Here is a 16,940-nt window from a genome sequence, read left to right as displayed (position 1 = left end):
TCTGTCGTGCCTGTCGCCAACCGCCAAATCGGCCTGACCATCCAAAAAACAGCGCCCCGAAGATTCGGCCTTGTCTAACCAAAACGGCTGGTTTAAGTAAGCGCCACTGGTCACGGAGTGTAGCGCAGTCTGGTAGCGCACCACGTTCGGGACGTGGGGGTCGAGTGTTCGAATCACTCCACTCCGACCAGTTTGATTTTAAATGCTTTTTCCCGAATTTTTCTAAGTGTTTTGGCCCTTAGATGCTGGGTCCGACAGAAGTTCCGACAGTCATTATTTTTGCAGTCGGTGTACTAGACCCTTTCGGCAATTTGGATTCCTAAATCACGCTGGGCATTGTTCAAGGCTGCTTTCCGGGAGGCGGTTTTCGCACGCGGCGACCTTGCCCGCAGAGCGTGGGAGGAAGTCGCGGCCCGCGCGCGATAATCGACAATACCTAAACGGCATGCTGCATGTTCGAGGTCGGATCCCCTTGACGCGACATGCATGAACGCTTCCGGGGAAATAGCCCGTGTCCGATGTGTTGGACGGTGCATCCCGGCGGTCGCCCTTCCGATGGCGGATGTCATCGCCTAAGATCGCTTCTCCAATCCATCGACGTTGCGCATGAAGGGACTACATCTTGGAAATCGGAATTGACAGTTTTGCCGCGACCGTCCCTGGCGTCGGCGATATGGACCGTATGGGGTTCCTGCTCGACGAGATCGTGATGGCCGATACGGCAGGACTGGACGTGTTCGGCATTGGCGAGCACCACCGCGGCGACTATCTCGACAGTGCACCTGCCGTGATCCTTGCCGCAGCCGCTGCCCGGACGAAATCCATCCGCCTGACGAGCGCGGTGACGGTGCTCGGCGCCGCCGACCCTGTCCGCGTCTTCCAGGAGTTTGCGACACTGGACCTGATTTCCCGGGGACGGGCAGAAATCGTCGTGGGCCGGGGATCCTCGATCGAGGCCTATCCGCTGTTCGGTCTTGACCTCAGGGATTACGACGCACTGTCGGAAGAAAAGCTGGAGCTGCTGCTTGCCCTGCGCGACGAGACGAATGTGACGTGGTCCGGCCGTTTCCGTGCTCCGCTTGACGGCCAGGGTGTCTACCCACGACCTGCGCAGAAAAAGATGCCGATATGGCTTGGAGTGGGTGGCACGCCGCAATCCTTCGTTCGAGCCGGCCTGCTGGGCCTTCCGCTGATGGTTGCAATCATCGGCGGCGAGTTCAGGCGGTTTCGACCGCTGGTCGACCTTTACCGGGAGGCCGGAGCGCGCGCCGGGCACACCGCCGAAACACTGCGCGTCGGTATTCATGCCCTTGGCTTCGTGGGAGAATCCCAGCGCGAGGCGGAGGATCGGTTCTTCCCCGGATGGCAGGCGATGTTCACCAAGATCGGCCTCGAGCGGGGCTGGCCACCGTCGACCCGCGCCCAGTTCGACAACCTGGTTCGTCCCGGTGGATCGTTCCTCGTCGGTGATCCCGATGCGGTGGCGACCAAGATCCGGCAGACATCCGAGGAACTGGGTGGCATCGACCGCCTGACGTTCCAGATGAGTTCTGCAGCGAGCGACCAGCCGGCGATGCTGCGGTCGATCGAACTGCTCGGTCGCGAGGTCAAACCGCGCCTGTCCACTTGAACGACAGGTGTCCCGTCACCCGACACATTGACGACCCGGCGCGCGATCAAGCCGCGGCAATACGCAGCCGTGGGCTTGAAGGTTTATAACGTCATCCTGCCCCCCACCAACATTCGGCTCACATTGCGTATCATTGCCGGGCGACCGTGCCTTCTCATGCAGACGGCTTGAGGCAGGCCTTCGGGCAGCGACCACCGGTTTCGCCGGTGTTGCGTTCATCGGCAAGACGCTCAATTGAAAGGATTTCATATGCCCCTGGGTCTCATCATTTTCTGCATGGTTGCGGTTGCCTTCCGTGTCGCCATGCTCGTCGTATCGCTTCGCCACGAGGCGGCGTTGAAGCGAGAGGGTGCCGTGGAGATCGGTGCGCGCAATACGGCTATCCTGGCGCTCGCGCACATCGCCTTCTATATCAGCGCCATGACCGAAGGTGCCTTCCAGGCGCACCCCATTGACGCCGCCTTCTGGATTGGCGTCATTCTGTATACGATCGGGGTCGTAGCGCTGGTGGTCGTGGTCCGGCTGCTCGGCTCCCTCTGGACGGTGAAGCTCCTGATTGCCCGTGAGCACGTTTTGGTCACCCATGCGCTGTTCCGGTGGGTGCGACATCCGAATTACTTCCTGAATATCCTGCCGGAGTTGATCGGCTTCGCTCTGCTCATGAACGCTCCCCTCACCCTGGCTGCCGGCCTGCCGTTTTACGCCATCCCGCTGATCATCCGCATCGTCCAGGAGGAAGCGGCAATGAGATCGCGGTTTTCGGCGTATTGAGGTCGGGGGACGGGCGCGCCGACCATGTGCTTCAGAGCGTGAGCTCAAAAGCGGACATCAAAACCCATGCCGGGTGGATTGGTGAGGTGCCTGTCAAAACCCGAAAGCTTGCCAGGCACGAATGCCCGGCAAGCTCTCGGAGCGACTTCAGGAAGGAAGGCCCGCCGGCGGTTCCAGAACTGTAATCCCGTACTGGGCCGCCAATTCGAGAAGCGCTCCCATCCCTTCAGGCGAAGGTGGCGGCAATATCGGCACCACTCCGTTGTGAACCGGAATGCCCGCTCGTGCGACAAAGGAATCGAAGCCACCCGGCGTCGTCACGAGGAGACCTCGGGCGGGAACCGTACCCGTATTTCGCAACCTGTGCGGCACGCCGCGCGGGGCGAAATACGACTGGCCCGCTTCCAGCCGGAAGCCGACCTCCCCGACCGTCACGTCCAGCGCGCCTTCCAGGAGTGTCATGCTCTCGTCGTCGTCGCGATGAACGTGGAGCCCGCCGTCGCCCTTGGGCGGCATCGTCCCCTCGATCATTGTAAACTGTCCACCCGTGTCCTCGCTTGTGAGGAGCACGCGCATGACGACGCCAAGGAACAGGTAGGCATCGGGTTTTTCGCGATGCACGTATGTCGGTTTCATATTCATATCCTCGGTGATTATGGGGCAATTCCGGCCCCGGGTTCGGTTTTGAAAGGCCGCTGTTTATTCCGCTGGAGCTTGGTTATTCTCCAAGAACTCGACGAGCCGCGCGTTTCGCAACAGGCATCGGTGCCCCTTGAGAAAGACGTCGAGGCTCAGACCCCCTGGACTGATGAGCGCGCCATAGAGAAATCCGCCGCAAGCACTTTGCCGCAGGCCTTCTCCAGAACAGACCGGGTTCCGCGACCCGGCTGCTTCCAGCCAGTGCTGTAGATCTTGCCGCTGTAGGGATCGACGGGCTTTAGAATGCACCGTTGGGTCATGTGCCTGATCATCCATTTCAAAGCTTATGGCCCGATCTCTCAATTTGGATCGGTCGCTCTCAGTTAAAGAAATCTGACGGAATGATTAGCCTGCCTATCCAAGACGGTATGTCCGAGGAAATGAACGATCAAAGCCCTCGTTCCGATGACCGCGGCAAGACAGACATCTTAAAGTATCATTAAGGTGATTAAATGCTGGTCTTTGTACCTTCAGAGAAGTGCGCGAATGCGGCAATCTGCTTTGACAGGTGCTGGCGCGTCTCTTCATCGGTGAGCTCGGGCGGCTCTCCATCGACGTTGCCGGGGACATGCCCGATCATCACCTCCGGCTTGTTGAGTACGGCTGCATCCAGATACACAAGGATTTGTCGGAGATGGTACTGGGCGCGGACGCCGCCCAGCATGCCGCGTGACGCCGTCTGGATCGCCACTGGCTTGCCCGCAAACGGCTGGTTCGGGAGACGCGAAAGCCAGTCCAGAGCGTTCTTGAGAGCGCCGGGGACGGAGTAGTTGTACTCCGGCGTGACGATGATGACGCCATCGGCCAGACGGATCGTGTCGCCCATGGCCATCACATCGGCCGGGAACCCCGTCTTCTCCAAATCCTCGTCATAGAGCGGAAACGAACCGATCGAACCAAGCGCTGCGATCGTCACACCGTCGGGAGACAAGGACGGCAGGGCCCGCGCGATGGCGGCATTGTAGGAGCCATGACGCAGGCTTCCGAGAAGGGTCACGAAGTGCAGCGACTTGGACTGGGACATGAAGGCTCCGACTGAGATTGCTGACAAATGGCGAACTATGGTGAGCCAGGATCAGGGTTGACCACTTTGGGCAGCTCGATGATGAGGTAGTCGAGAAACGCACGCACCGATGGCAGCACATAATCCCGGAAAGGCAATACCGCCGTGATGACCGCCTTGCCCGCCAGCCATTCCGGCATCACCCTTTGCAGCTTTCCCTCGAGCAATTCCTCCCGACAAATGTAACCCGGAAGCGCCGTGATGCCGATCCCGTCCGCCGCCGCTTGTTTCAGCATCATCAGGTCATTGCCCGCCATCCGGGGTTGGACCGCAAGCGAGCGATCGCCCATCAAGGGATGGCTGAGCTTCCAGACGGTCGCCTGCCCGGGACGATACATCGCCAGAAGGTCATGCTCCAAAAGATCGTCCGGCGTGGTTGGCTCACCGCGATGCTGGAGATAGCAGGGAGCCGCGAAGATGAACCAGGGTGCCGGAGACAATGTACGCTGCACCAGGGCCGAGTCGGTCATTTGTCCCTCGTGGGCCCGGATCGCCAGGTCGAAGGCGCCGCCGATGATGTCGGTCTGCTCGTCGCCCGTGTGCTGGACGAGGTTGATCTTGGGATGATCGATCGCAAACTGCGGTATGATATGGCGCAGGACATACATGGAGGTTGCGATCGCCGTCGTAAATTTGACGACCCCCGTCGGCTCATCCAGCCTTTGGCGAACCGAATTTTCCGCCATTTCTGCACTCTGGAGCATGACAAGAGCGTGGCGATAGAACAAGGAGCCCGCCTCGGTCAGTGTCTGCGCCCGTGACGTCCGGTTGACCAGGCGCACACCCAGGCCTGCCTCGAGCTGCTGGAGCCGATGGCTCAGGGTCGACTTCGGAATACCCGTGCTGCGGCTTGCAGCCGTCAGCCCTCCGCTGTCGACGACCTGAACGAAGTAGCGGACGTCATTCAGGTCAAGCACTAGGCAGTCCTTCAGCAGGTTGACGGACATCCCGCCAAGACCCGTGTTCGAGGGCCTCATTCTATAGAGAGGCCACAACCAGCATTAGAGAGACGCCCTCACCAGGGCAACCCCCAAATGACGGGCAAGACCTTCAGATGCCGACGCAAACGCCGAAAGATTGATGCCCTGTATCACGTTCGAATCCGCCCCGTCGGCCGGAATGAACGACGCCTCGAACCGGATGTTCGTCTCGTCGTCAGATTTGCCTGCAACGACAAGGATCTGGTTCGTCTGCTCGGTGACGGGAATAGGGAATGTCACCATCTGGTAGGTGAGATGACGTGCGTCGTCGTCACATTTGATCATCCGCTCGCGGACAAGCGTCCCGTCGGAGGTGATCAGCTCCCGTTCCCGCTCGCCCACCAGACGGCTCTCGCGGGCAATGGGGTTCCACGATGCAACTGTTGCGAAATCGCGGACGACAGCCCAGATCCGCTCCGGACTTGCGCTAATGGTCGCGGTGTAGACGGCGACATAGCTCTTGGTCATACCCTCGCTCCGCCATTCGCCAGGATGTGTTGCCCCGTCAGCCATCGCGCCTGATCGGAGGCGAGGAAGGCGACGACATCGGCGATTTCGTCGGGCTCGCCAAGGCGTCCAAGCGGTGAGCCGGCAGCGATGCGGTCCCGCTCTTCCTGCGGCGCATCCTTGATGAACTCGGTGTTGGTCGCGCCGGGCATGACCGAGTTGACCGTGATCGCACGATGGCCGAGTTCAATCGCAAGGACCTCCACGATCAGCTTCGATCCGGCCTTCGAAGCGGCGTGCAGCCCCATCCCCTGTGCCGTGAACGCGGTTGTCGATGTCGAAATATCGATGATCCGTCCGCCGTTGCATACGCGCTTGGCCGCTTCCTGAAGCACAAAGAACGAACCCTTGGCGTTCAGTCCGAAGATCCGATCGAAATCCTCCTCCCTGACGTCAACGACTGCCACGCCGATGAACGGTAGTCCTGCATTGGCGACGACGATGTCGAGGCCGCCAAAGGCAGCATCGACTTCCGAAAACAGCCGGCCGATGTCCGCCATGTTGGCAACATCGGCCTGGAAGGCGCGCGCCACGCCGCCGGCCTCCTCGACCGCCCGAACCGCGTCCGCCGCTTCCTCGGGACGGCTGCGATAGTTGATCGCCACCGTAGCGCCCTCGCGTCCGAGCCGCTCGCCAATCGCCCGGCCGATGCCACGCGATGCACCGGTGATCAGCGCAACCTTGCCTGCTAGGGATGTCATGGGAATGCTCCTGGGTGAAAATACGAGATCAGCGGCGGGACGTTCTGTTTGGTCATTTCGGGAACACGACCGATGCACTGACTTCGCGCCAGGCATCGATATCGCTCTTCATCGACGCCATCTTGCGTTCCATGACGGCGACCGCGTCGTCTCCAAGCGCAAGATGCAGAGGCGGCTTTTCGGAGGCGACGAGCTTGAGAATTGCCTCGGCACCACGCTGGGGATCGTTCGGCTGCTTGCCGGAGATCTGGTCCATGAATCCACGGAACTTGCCGACGGGGTTGTCCTCATAGGCGGCAATCGTCTGGCCGACATGCTTCAGCGATGACGAGGCGAAGTTGGTGCGGAAAATGCCCAGTGTCAGGATTGTCACCTTGATCCCGAACGGCGCGACCTCTTGCGCCAGAGCCTCGTTCATGATGTCGACCGCAGCCTTTGCCGCAGAGTACACCCCAAGCCCGGCAAAGCCCGTAAACCCGCCGACGGCGGATGCGGCGACGATGTGACCGGTTCCTGCAGCCCGCATGATCGGCAGTGCCGCCCGCAAGACATTGAGCTGGCCGAAGAAGTTGGTGTCGAACACCGCCTTCGCCTCGGTCTCGCTGGTCTCCTCGACCGCGCCCAGCATCCCCCATCCGGCATTGTTGACAAGGACGTCGATCCGGCCACCGAACAGGGTGGCCGCCTCAGCGAGCCCGGCCTCCACGGAAGCAACATCGGTAACATCGAGGACGACGGCAGACGAGCGGCCCGGTGCGACAGCCTCGAACTCGGCCTTGTTGGCGGCATTGCGAACCGTGCCGACCACATGATCGCCCTGAGCCAGCGCGGCTTGCGCAAGGGTGCGGCCGAGACCCGACGATACGCCGGTGATCAGCCAGTTCCTGGATGTTGTCTGCGACATGGGAAGCGTCCTTCTGAGAGGCTCTAATCGGAGGGAAATTCGAGCTAGGCGAGGATGCGGGCGGCGATCCGCTCGGCGACCATGATGGTGGTGACGTTGGTTGGAACCGATGGAATGTCCGGCAGGATGGAGGCATCGACGACACGAAGGCCCTGGAAACCGCGCACGCCCCCAAAGGCATCGACGACGGCGGTGTCGTCGGTGTCCGGCCCCATCGGGACCGTCGAAGTCGGATGCTGGTAGGCTGCGATATTGGCGACGATGTTGGCGCGCAGGTCCGCGTCGCTCTGGATGCCAGCCCCCGGTGCCATCTCGTGGTCAACCATGCCTGCGAACGGCGCCGTTCTGCCGATCTCCCGGGAGAGTCTGACCGCCTCCACCATCCTGTCGAGATCGCTGGGGTCGTCGAAGAAATTGTAGTGAATGCGCGGCGCGATGCGCGGATCGCGCGACGTCAGATGGAAGGAGCCAATGGACCGCGGCAGGGTTACGGCGGCGGCGAGAACGATCGCTCCACCGGTGGGGCTGGCCTTCGGGTCGATGAAGTGCGTGGCGGACACCTGAAGATCGAGTTCGCCGCCGACCGACAAAGATGAGCCCGTCCAGACAAGCGCGCCGGCCGCAGGTCTCATGGCTTTTTCCGACGCCTTCAGCGCGTAGACATTGTAGAAGAACGGATGGTCCTGGAGACGTGCGCCGACCGGCAGACCCGCCAGCACCGGGATTTCCAGAGCACGCAGATCGCTGGCCGGACCGATGCCGGAGCGAAGGAGAATGGCCGGACTGCCGAATGCCCCGCCCGAAAGGATGATTTCGCCTGCTGTGAGGACTTCTCCGGAGACCAGCCGAACGCCCGTGGCGCGATGGCCGCTAAAGACAATGTTGTCCACTTCGGACCCGCTGCGGATCGCAAGGTTCGAACGGGCACGGACCTCGGCGGTCAGATAGACGATGCCGGTGTTCATCCGCATCTCGTCGACGACGTTCAGCGGGTATGCCCCTGCCCCGTCCGCAGCGTCGCCGTTGAAATCCTGCACGTCGGCAAGGCCAAGGTGGCGGGCGGCCTGGACGAAGGCTCTCGACGACGGCGTCAGTTCGCTAAGGGTGCGCTGCCTGATCGGGAAAGGGCCGGATCGACCGTGAACGGCGCTGTCGCCGGTCGGGGTGTTCTCCAGCGCCTCGAACGCGGCAGACACTTCATTCCAGGACCATCCCTTAATTCCGCGCGCTGCCCAGCGCGCAAAATCTGACGGTCGTGCCCGCATGGCGACAGTACCGTTGACTGCCGAGCTGCCGCCGACGACCCGGCCGCGTGGCAGCGGAATGTCATGGCCGAGCCTTTCCTTGTCGTCGCTGTGGTAGTGCCAGTCGAAATCGGGCGTACCGACAGTGCCGGCGTCGGTCAGGCTTTTCGGGTAGCCCGTCGGTGCAAAGCTGGGGCCGGCCTCCAGCAACAGCACGTGACGATGGGGATCGGCACTGAGCCGTGTCGCAAGCACGGATCCCGCAGATCCGGCTCCGACGATGATGACGTCGACCGGTCGCGAGCCTGCCCGGGCAGCACCCCCGCCGATTACTAAGGCAGCCGTTGCCTTGTCACCTTCACCCATGAAACGTCTCCGCGTCATTGCCATTGCTCAAACCGTCCTCGGCCGATGCCCGTCGGCGCTTGCAACGCCACTTCACTCCGGTGTCAGGGAAATAGCGAATGCCCGCGCACCCCAACAGCGGCCTGGTCCCGGAAGCTAAGTTCAACAGCATGGACGATCGTATCAGCGATGGACGTATGGCCTACGTCCCACCCCGTGCGGCCCCAAGGGTGGTCGTTGGCAACGCATGTCCGCAGACAGACTGGATCATACGAGCAGGCCAGCTATTTCGATCCGAAGGATAACCGCGCTCAAGACGCTTCGTTTGACATAGCCGCAACCCAATGCATCCGAGGGCATGGCTACACGAGTTGGATGAAATCTCCACAGATGTCGCCTCGTATCTTTCCGAAAAGCGGCAATTCGTTTGCGGTGCGTTTCTTGTGCAACCATTGCTCCGGCATAGGCGCGTCTGGCAACGCCAAGATTGCTCGAAGGTTTTAATCCCATACGTCATGACGAACGAGAAAAAGCGCTTGACCAAAGATGAGAAAACGGTTTTCCTATGGTGAGCAAACGGTTTTTCATTCCAGATATGTTGATGTCCGGTGGTATTGAACGAAAATAGCAAAGGCGTGGCAGTGTTGTCAGGCGACAGGACAGAGGTCGCCGCGCGCATCACGATTAAAGACGTTGCGCTTGCTGCGAACGTATCGGTTTCCACTGCATCCAAGGCCCTAAACGAGCGCGGCCGTATGACGGTCGAGACCCGGAAACGCATACAGGATATCGCGCAGAAGATGGGTTTTCGCCCGAACGCCATGGCGCGCGCGCTCGTTCACCAGCGCTCATTCACCCTTGGCCTTCTCACCAATGACACATACGGTCGCTTTACCCTCCCAATTGCCGCCGGCCTGTCGTCCGCGATGGCAGATCGTGGAGTGTCGGTCTTTCTGTGTGCCATTGACGACGATCCGGAGCGCGTGCGGCTCAATCTGGAAGCGATGGAGGACAAGCGCGTCGACGGGCTGGTGGTTTCCGGAAAGCGTATCGACCGTGTGCTGCCGGTCGATCTTCCTGCCGTTCACATGCCTGTCGTCTACGTCAATGCGGCCTGTCCTCCAGGCGCCATCGGTTTTGTCCCCGACGACGAGGGAGGCGCGCATGCGGCCGTCGCCCATCTCGTCAGCCTCGGTCGCACGCGCATTGCGCATGTGACGGGTCCGCGCAGCTTCGGCGCCGTCGGCCTGCGGGAAAAGGGCTGGCTGCGCGCGCTCTCCGAAGCGGCGCTCCCCTGCTTTGGCGCGGCGCTGTCCGGCGAATGGTCCGAACGCTTTGGCTACGAAAGCGGACAGCTGCTCGTTGCAAAGCCAGTGTCTGATCGGCCCGATGCGGTGTTTTGCGGCAACGACCAGATCGCCCGCGGGCTGATCGACGCCTTGACGCTTGCGGGTCTCAGGGTGCCGGAGGACATCGCCGTCGTCGGCTTCGACAACTGGGAGATTTTTGCAACGGCCACGCGTCCGCCGCTGACGACAGTCGATATGGCCCTCAAGGAGTTGGGGCGCCAGGCTGGCGTCACGCTACTTGATCTCATTGACGGCAAGCCGGTGGAGGCCGGGCAGCGCCGTCTTCCGTGCCGCTTGAAGGTGCGTCAATCGTGCGGTTCGGAGGAGCCGTCGACTGAATAGGATTTAACCGCACCCGAAGCCGGGTGCAAAACTGGGAGGGGAATGAAATGAAGAAATGGATATTGGGGTTCAGCGGCCTTGTCGCAGCATCGCTCGCTCTGCCGCTATCCGCCAGCGCGGATACTTTCACGCTCTGGACGCGGTCCGACAGCTCGACCTTCATGCCGAAGCTCGTCGATGCATTCAACAACAGCCAGAAGGAGCATCACGCGGATCTGCAGATCGTACCGGTCAATGAACTCGTGCAAAAATACGCCGTGGCAGCGGCCGGCGGGACGGCACCTGATGCCCTATCGCTCGACCTGATCTACACGCCCGCCTTTGCCGCGGCCGGTCAATTGGAGGATTTGACCGATTTTGCAAAGTCCCTGCCCTATTTCAACGCTCTGTCGAAGGCGCACATTTCAGTCGGGACCTACAACGACCGCATCTATGGCGTGCCGTTCTCCGCTGATGGCTCGGTGCTCATCTGGAACAAGAAGTTGTTCAGGCAGGCTGGTCTCGATCCCGACAAGGGGCCAGCGACGTGGGCGGAAATCCGTAGCGATGCGGAAAAGGTCAATGCCCTCGGGGGAGATATCAAAGGCTTCTACTTCTCCGGCAACTGCGGCGGCTGCAATATCTTCACCTTCACGCCGCTCATATGGGCGTCGGGCGGCGACATCTTCTCCGCCGATGGCCGCAAGGTTACGCTGGATACGCCTCAGATGCGGGATGCGATCGCCTTCTATCAGGGCATGGCAAGAGACAAGCTCATTCCGGCAGGCGCACAAACGGACACGGGGGCGAATTTCTTCTCTGCCTTCGCCACTGGCAAGATCGGCATCACGCCGTCCGGTTCCTTCGCCATCGGCGCGCTCAATTCGCAAAGTCCAGATCTCGAATACGGCGTCGCTCCCCTTCCGGGCAAGGAAGGCGGCTCCTCCTCCTTTGCCGGCGGCGACAATTTTGTCGTCTCCAAGGGGACCAAGAAAATGGAGGCGGTGAAGGCGTTCCTCGAGTTCTCCTATTCGCTCGACGGCCAGAAGCTGCTTGCCCGCAACGGTTCGCTGCCGATCCGTAGCGATATCGCCAAGGAAGCGCTGGCAGGCCTCGATTCACGCTATCTGATTGCTGCCGACGCGATGGCCAAGGGCCGGACGCCCTATTCCACTGTGTTTAACGATCTGATCAACTCCGCCAACGGCCCATGGATCACCATGCTGAACACGGCCTTCTTCGGTGGACCGGATGCGATCGAACCGGCGATCCAGGCCGCGCAGAGCGCCATGCAGTCGATCGTCGACACCGCGCCCTGAAGGCTCGATCCTGAAAGGCGGAGCCGTGAGGCTCCGCTGCATGGATATCAGCGAAGGACCAGACCGATGTCAGTCAATACTCTGGCGACGCCAAGCGGCGCGCCCAATGCCTCTCTGCGTCCCCGGCGCAAGCCGCGTCGTGACTGGATGGGACTTCTCTACGTGGCTCCGGCGCTGGCGCTGGTCCTCGTCTTCTTTCTCGTGCCTCTTGGCATGACCGCCTGGATGTCGCTGCACAACTGGCCGCTGATCGGCGTGCCGCGCTGGGTCGGCTTTGCCAACTACAAGGCGCTCTGGAACGACATCAACTTCTGGAACGCGCTCGCCTTCACCATCCGCTACACCATCGCAGCCACGATCGGCCTTTTGCTGGTCGGTTTTGCGCTAGCCCTCCTGGTGGAAAAGTCACGACCGTTCGCCGGCTTCTATCGTACCGCGTTTTTTCTGCCGGTGGTGATCGGTTTCGCCTCGGCGAGCCTATTGTGGAGCTGGTTGTCGAATGTCGACAGCGGACTGTTTTCCCCTTTGGCCGAGGCGCTGGGTCTCACGGATGGCCGCGTGAACCTTCTCGCCACCTTTGCACCCGCCTTTTGGTCGGTCACCGCCATGGTGATCTGGAAGATGGCGGGCTTCTACATGGTCATCCTGATGAGCGGACTGCACTCCATTCCGGCCGACTTCACGGAGGCCGCCCGGATCGACGGCGCGAACGCGCTTCAGCGGTTCCGCTTCATTACGCTGCCGCTGGTGCGCCGTCCTTTTGCCCTTGCGCTCATTTTGTGCGTTTCCGGCTCCATGCTCGCCTTCGACCAATTCTACATCATTCTCGCCGGCGGACCGCAGAACAAGACGATCACCGCAGTTTACTGGATTTTCAGCCAGTCCTTCGTGTCCTTCCGTCTCGGTTATGGTGCGGCGCTGTCGATGGTGCTGCTTGCCATTTTGGTGGTGCTGAGCGTGATCCAGCTGCGACTGCTGGGTGACAGGGAGGCCGCGCGATGACGATGACCGCAACGCTTCACGCAGCAAAGCTTGCGCCGGCACGCAGACGCGGCAATGCCTGGCTTTACGGAGTGCTGTTTCACACCACCTGCCTGCTCGTTGCACTGTTGTTTCTGGCGCCGATTGCGCTTGTCCTGCTGGCATCGTTCCGACCGCCCGCCATGGCGGGAAATGGGCTGCTTTCGATCCAGGGACTTGGCTTTGGCAACTACGGGAGACTGGAGGATTTCGGCGCCGGCATCCTGCATTACGCCGGCAACAGCCTTTTCGTCGCCGTCGCCACGGCGTTGCTCACCGTCGTGGTCTCGGTCTTTGCCGGTTACGGATTTTCGCGCTTCCGCTTTCCGTTCAAGGCGGTGGCCTTCGTTCTCATTCTGTCGACGATCATGGTGCCGTTTCAATCCATATTGACACCGCTGTTCCTGATCCTCGCCAAGCTCGGGCTGCAGAATACGCTGAGCGGCCTCGTCCTCATCTATGTCACGCTGCAGCTGCCTTTCTCGGTCTTCATGATGCGCAATGCCTTCGACGCAGTGCCCAAGGAGATCGAGGAGGCGGCGCGCATCGATGGCGTGAAGGGACTGCGGGCGCTGGTCTATGTCATGGGGCCGCTGGTGTTTCCGGGTGTCGTTTCGGTCGGCCTTTTCGCCTTCCTGAACGCCTGGAACGAATTCCTGGCAGCATTGGTGCTGTTGACCGATCAGGACCGCTACACGCTTCCGGTGCTCGTTACGGCCGTGCGCTCCGGCCATTATGGCTCAGTCGACTGGGGCGCCGTGCAGGCGGGCGTTACCGTGATGATGATCCCCTGCCTGCTGCTCTTTCTTGCTCTCCAGCGCTATTACATCCGCGGCCTCACGGCCGGCGCGGTGAAATAGGCGCACACCAATCCAACAGAGGACCTACATCATGAGCATGCCTTCTTCCGCCGCCGACACGATCCGCCAGAATGCAAAATTCCGCCCACCGGCCGTCCATCAGGTGCGCGTCGGCGGCTTCTTCGGTCCCCGCATCGAAACCATCGCAACCGCCACCGCGCACACCCTGCTCGACCGCTGCATCGAAGCGGGCATGCTGGACCAGGTCGATCCGGACAGGCCAAACCCCGGGCTGCGCATTCCCTACCAGCAGGGCAATGATACTGTCAGCACCCAGATGTTCTGGGACTCCGACTTCGGCAAGAGCATCGAGGCGGCCGCCTATGGGCTGCTGCACAAGCCGGATGCCGCGCTCGAGGCCCGGATCGACGAGATCGTCGATGCCTATGGACGACTGCAGGACGAGAATGGCTACCTGAATTCCTGGTACCAGCGGATCGAACCCGGCAAGCGCTGGACCAACCTGCGCGATTGCCACGAGCTCTATGATGCCGGCCACCTGATGGAAGGTGCCGTGGCCTACTATCACGTCACCGGCAAGCGCAAATTGCTGGATATCATGGCGCGCTACGCCGATCATATAGCGACCGTCTTCGGGCCCGGAGAAGACCAGAAGCCGGGCTATTGCGGACATCCCGAAATCGAGCTTGCGCTTGTCAAGCTTGGGCGCGCCACCGGCGAGCAACGCTATCTCGAGCTTGCCCGCTTCTTCGTCAACGAGCGTGGCCAACGGCCTGATGGCCAGCACTATTACGACCGGGAAGCCCGCGCGCGGGGCCGGGATCCGGCCGATTATCACTTTGCGACCTACGAGTACTCGCAGAGCCATGTGCCGGTGCGCGAGCAGCGCCATGTGGTTGGCCATGCCGTGCGCGCCGCCTACCTCTACTCCGGGATGGCCGATGTATCGACCGAGTTTGGCGACGACAGTCTGAAACCTGCGCTCGAGGCGATCTGGGCGCACCTTACCGAGAAGAACCTTTACGTCACAGGTGGTTTCGGGCCCTCTGCCCACAACGAGGGACTGACCTTCGACTACGACCTTCCAAACGAAACGGCCTATGCCGAGACATGTGCTGCCGTGGCGCTGGTCTTCTGGGCCAGCCGCATGCTGGGGCTGGGTCCCGATCGCGCCTATGCTGACGTCATGGAGCGGGCGCTCTACAACGGTGCTCTGGTCGGTCTCTCCATCGACGGCACCCGGTTCTTCTATGACAATCCGCTGGAAAGCCGTGGCAAGCATCATAGGTGGACCTGGCATCGCTGCCCCTGCTGCCCGCCGAACATCGCCCGGCTGGTAGCGTCGGTCGGCACATACATGTACGGCGAGTCGGAAAACGAAATCGCCGTGCATCTTTACTGCGAGGGCATTGCGGATCTGGAGACGGCAGGAACGGCTGTTCGTATCGGCCAGGAAACCATCTATCCCCTGGATGGCGCCATCCGGCTGACGCTGGAGCCGCAGCAGCCGGCCGAATTCACTCTTTCCCTGCGCCTGCCGGCCTGGTCACCGGGCGTGACGATCCGTGTCAACGGCGCGCCGGTCGACCGAGCTGCCGTCGAGCAGAAGGGGTATGCGAGGCTGTCCCGCCTCTGGAAGTCGGGAGATGTTGTGGAACTCGATCTAGAGATGCCGGTACAGCAACTACACGCGCACCCGAAGGCGGGGGTCGACCAGGGACGGGTGGCGCTCCAGCGGGGGCCGCTGGTCTATTGCCTTGAGGGCGTCGACAATGGCGATGACCTGAACTCCCTCGTCCTTCAACCGCAAAGTCGCTTTCGCTGCGAGCCCGTGAACACACTTGGTAGCATCCCGGCACTTGTAACGACCGGTCTGCGCGAAGTGGCCGCTGGCGAAAGCCTCTACACGGAAAGGCTGCCTCGCCGGGAGGAGGCGGAAATCCGGGCGGTTCCATATCATCTGTGGGACAATCGCGCAGCGGGAGAGATGCTGGTCTGGATCCGGACGGAGGGTGGTCGATGAATGCGGTGGACATGAGAGTGGCATCTCACCTTTCAGCCCAGACCAGCGGCGTCGATCTGAGGGGCGTCTCCAAGAGCTTCGGCGCGGTCGACGTCATCCACGACATCGACCTTTCCATTGCGGCCGGCGAATTCGTCGTGTTCGTGGGGCCGTCCGGCTGTGGAAAGTCGACGCTTCTGCGGCTGATTGCCGGACTGGAGGAGACAAGCCGGGGCGAAATCCTCATCGGCGGACGCGACGTCACGGATGCCGATCCCTCGGATCGCGGCATTGCCATGGTATTCCAGTCCTATGCGCTCTATCCGCACATGACCGTCGCCCAGAACATGGGCTTTGGCTTGCGCATGGCGCATCGGCCGAAGAAGGAAGTCGCCGACATGGTGCAGGCGGCGGCCGAAATTCTGCATTTGTCTCCCTTGCTCGATCGCCGTCCTGGCCAGCTCTCCGGCGGTCAGCGCCAACGCGTTGCTATCGGTCGAGCCATCGTGCGCGATCGCAAGGTCTTTCTGTTCGACGAACCGCTCTCCAACCTCGATGCCGAATTGCGGGTGGGCATGCGCATCGAGATCGCACGGCTGCACAAGCAACTCGGCAACACGATGATCTACGTCACACACGACCAGACCGAAGCCATGACGCTGGCAGACAAGATCGTCGTTCTCAGAGCTGGCCGTATCGAACAAATCGGTTCCCCGTTCGACCTCTACAACGATCCCGACAACCTGTTCGTGGCCGGCTTTATCGGCAGCCCCAAGATGAACATCCTGCCGGCGAGCTGCGAGGCCGGCTCGCTCCTGATCGGCGGCCAGCGCCTGCCGTTCGCGGTGCCTGCTAGCCTACCCGCAAACGGTGAACTGCAGTTCGGCATAAGACCAGAGCATCTACGGTTAACCCGCGACGCCGAGCCTGGCCTCAGTCTCACCGTCGACTTTACGGAATTCCTGGGTGGTGCGACTTATCTCTACGGGCAGGTTCAGCCGGGCGTGTCGCTGGTCGTCCAAGGCGGTCGGGGCCCAGCGCCCAAGGTCGGGCAGTCGATTACAGTGACGTTCGATCCATCGGATGCGCGCTTGTTCGATGCCGACGGAAGACGGGTCCGCAGCGACGGCTGAGTGAGCTGCGGTTATGGAGATGAGATGCACCGGAGTGCCTGCGGCAATGCAGAGAGCTTTCTTGGCGCAAACAAACGTTGCTGGCTATGTTTATGGCTTGGAAGGGAGGCGACCCATGCCCATAAGCGGAA

The 16,940-nt window shown here is 61.4% G+C and carries 16 protein-coding genes and 1 tRNA gene; 9 read left to right on the top strand and 8 right to left on the bottom strand.

All coding sequences use genetic code 11. The features are described from left to right. Positions 1–113 precede the first annotated feature (113 nt). From PR018_RS02710 to PR018_RS02700, 3 genes are all read left to right on the top strand, one after another. Positions 114–190: transfer RNA gene (locus PR018_RS02710), tRNA-Pro, on the top strand. Positions 191–622: 432 nt separating this feature from the next. Continuing rightward, the gene (locus tag PR018_RS02705; RefSeq protein ID WP_142824274.1) at positions 623–1,630 is read left to right on the top strand and encodes an Atu2307/SP_0267 family LLM class monooxygenase; all 1,008 of its coding nucleotides are present in this window, start codon (positions 623–625) and stop codon (positions 1,628–1,630) included. Positions 1,631–1,879: 249 nt separating this feature from the next. Beyond that, positions 1,880–2,401, top strand: a complete 522-nt coding sequence (locus PR018_RS02700) for an isoprenylcysteine carboxylmethyltransferase family protein (RefSeq protein ID WP_142824273.1) — start codon at positions 1,880–1,882, stop codon at positions 2,399–2,401. Between the two features lie 147 nt (positions 2,402–2,548). Here PR018_RS02700 and PR018_RS02695 read toward each other — a convergent pair whose 3' ends face one another. The 8 genes from PR018_RS02695 to PR018_RS02660 form a co-directional block, all read right to left on the bottom strand. Beyond that, positions 2,549–3,037, bottom strand: a complete 489-nt coding sequence (locus tag PR018_RS02695; RefSeq protein ID WP_202617133.1) for a cupin domain-containing protein — start codon at positions 3,035–3,037, stop codon at positions 2,549–2,551. A 155-nt stretch (positions 3,038–3,192) separates the two neighbouring features. Beyond that, on the bottom strand, positions 3,193–3,360 hold the full coding sequence (locus PR018_RS02690; protein ID WP_153816479.1) for a hypothetical protein: 168 nt from the start codon (positions 3,358–3,360) through the stop codon (positions 3,193–3,195). Between the two features lie 188 nt (positions 3,361–3,548). Then, positions 3,549–4,124, bottom strand: coding sequence for an NADPH-dependent FMN reductase (locus tag PR018_RS02685; RefSeq protein ID WP_142824271.1), 576 nt, complete (start codon positions 4,122–4,124; stop codon positions 3,549–3,551). 35 nt (positions 4,125–4,159) lie between these two features. Next, entirely contained in the window at positions 4,160–5,080 is a 921-nt protein-coding gene (locus tag PR018_RS02680; RefSeq protein ID WP_142824270.1) for a LysR substrate-binding domain-containing protein, read from the bottom strand. Positions 5,081–5,164: 84 nt separating this feature from the next. Beyond that, on the bottom strand, positions 5,165–5,611 hold the full coding sequence (locus PR018_RS02675) for an SRPBCC family protein (protein ID WP_161990937.1): 447 nt from the start codon (positions 5,609–5,611) through the stop codon (positions 5,165–5,167). Next, positions 5,608–6,351: an SDR family oxidoreductase gene (locus PR018_RS02670; RefSeq protein ID WP_142824268.1), complete on the bottom strand. Its 744-nt coding sequence runs from the start codon at positions 6,349–6,351 to the stop codon at positions 5,608–5,610. Before PR018_RS02670 ends, PR018_RS02675 begins: the two co-directional genes overlap by 4 nt. A gap of 52 nt (positions 6,352–6,403) precedes the next feature. Continuing rightward, entirely contained in the window at positions 6,404–7,255 is an 852-nt protein-coding gene (locus PR018_RS02665) for an oxidoreductase (protein ID WP_142824267.1), read from the bottom strand. A 44-nt stretch (positions 7,256–7,299) separates the two neighbouring features. Beyond that, positions 7,300–8,865, bottom strand: coding sequence for a GMC family oxidoreductase (locus tag PR018_RS02660; RefSeq protein ID WP_202617132.1), 1,566 nt, complete (start codon positions 8,863–8,865; stop codon positions 7,300–7,302). Between the two features lie 623 nt (positions 8,866–9,488). On the opposite strand from PR018_RS02660, the gene PR018_RS02655 reads away from it, so the two are divergent. The 6 genes from PR018_RS02655 to PR018_RS02630 all read left to right on the top strand — a co-directional run bounded on the left by PR018_RS02655 (position 9,489) and on the right by PR018_RS02630 (position 16,809). After that, positions 9,489–10,535 (top strand): LacI family DNA-binding transcriptional regulator, encoded by a 1,047-nt coding sequence (locus PR018_RS02655; protein ID WP_263431865.1) that lies wholly within the window; start codon positions 9,489–9,491, stop codon positions 10,533–10,535. A 47-nt stretch (positions 10,536–10,582) separates the two neighbouring features. Next, positions 10,583–11,833 (top strand): ABC transporter substrate-binding protein, encoded by a 1,251-nt coding sequence (locus PR018_RS02650; RefSeq protein ID WP_142824264.1) that lies wholly within the window; start codon positions 10,583–10,585, stop codon positions 11,831–11,833. Positions 11,834–11,899: 66 nt separating this feature from the next. Further along, on the top strand, positions 11,900–12,835 hold the full coding sequence (locus PR018_RS02645; protein WP_142824263.1) for a carbohydrate ABC transporter permease: 936 nt from the start codon (positions 11,900–11,902) through the stop codon (positions 12,833–12,835). Positions 12,836–12,837: 2 nt separating this feature from the next. Beyond that, complete coding sequence (locus PR018_RS02640) at positions 12,838–13,713, top strand: carbohydrate ABC transporter permease (protein WP_142824477.1); 876 nt, start codon at positions 12,838–12,840, stop codon at positions 13,711–13,713. A 31-nt stretch (positions 13,714–13,744) separates the two neighbouring features. Next, positions 13,745–15,697, top strand: coding sequence for a glycoside hydrolase family 127 protein (locus tag PR018_RS02635; RefSeq protein ID WP_161990938.1), 1,953 nt, complete (start codon positions 13,745–13,747; stop codon positions 15,695–15,697). Positions 15,698–15,714: 17 nt separating this feature from the next. Continuing rightward, on the top strand, positions 15,715–16,809 hold the full coding sequence (locus PR018_RS02630; protein ID WP_279309156.1) for an ABC transporter ATP-binding protein: 1,095 nt from the start codon (positions 15,715–15,717) through the stop codon (positions 16,807–16,809). Positions 16,810–16,940 lie beyond the last annotated feature (131 nt).

The organism is Rhizobium rhododendri (assembly GCF_007000325.2).
GTDB lineage: Bacteria > Pseudomonadota > Alphaproteobacteria > Rhizobiales > Rhizobiaceae > Rhizobium > Rhizobium rhododendri.
Note: the sequence above shows the minus strand (reverse complement) of the source record. Positions and strands in the feature narration are given on the sequence as shown.